This window comes from Pseudoalteromonas sp. MMG007 (genome assembly GCF_018100985.1).
Classification (GTDB): domain Bacteria; phylum Pseudomonadota; class Gammaproteobacteria; order Enterobacterales; family Alteromonadaceae; genus Pseudoalteromonas.
The window spans coordinates 1-554 of record NZ_JAGJEI010000050.1; the positions used below are offsets into that span (position 1 = coordinate 1).

General features: G+C 41.3%; 1 protein-coding gene. It reads left to right on the forward strand.

Going from position 1 to position 554, the window contains the following annotated elements:
- Positions 1–542, forward strand: a 542-nt coding sequence (locus J8L71_RS18365; protein WP_211001803.1) for an IS3 family transposase, incomplete at its 5' end; no start/stop codon positions are given.
- Positions 543–554 lie beyond the last annotated feature (12 nt).

Below are 554 nucleotides of genomic sequence, written 5' to 3' on the forward strand. Positions count from 1 at the left end.
TTGCAGATAACTTATTAGCGCGTCAATTTAACCCGCCAGCGCCGAACCAGTCGTGGGTGAGCGACATAACTTATATAAGAACCTATGAAGGTTTTTTATATGTGGCAACAGTGATGGATTTATTCTCTCGGCGCATTGTGGGCTGGTCGATGGATAAAAATATGGATAAGCAGTTGGTGATAAATGCACTGTTGATGGCTGTATATCATCGTCAACCGAAGGCTGAGGTAATGGTACATAGTGACCAAGGTAGCCAATACGGTAGCGCTGACTATCTCGCATTTTTGAAAGAACATAATCTTGTGCCTTCGATGAGTCGAGCTGGGAACTGTCATGATAATGCAGTTGCTGAAAGCTTTTTTGCGACAATTAAAAAGCGAATAATTAAGCGTAAGATATACTCGACACGCGAAGATGCGAAAGCTGAGATATTTAATTTTATAGAAATGTTTTACAATCCAAAAAAGCGCCATTCACACACAGGCGGTGTTTCACCTGCTAAGTTTGAAGAGGCGTACTATTCTGAGTTAAAAACTGTCTAGTGAAAGCTGGGA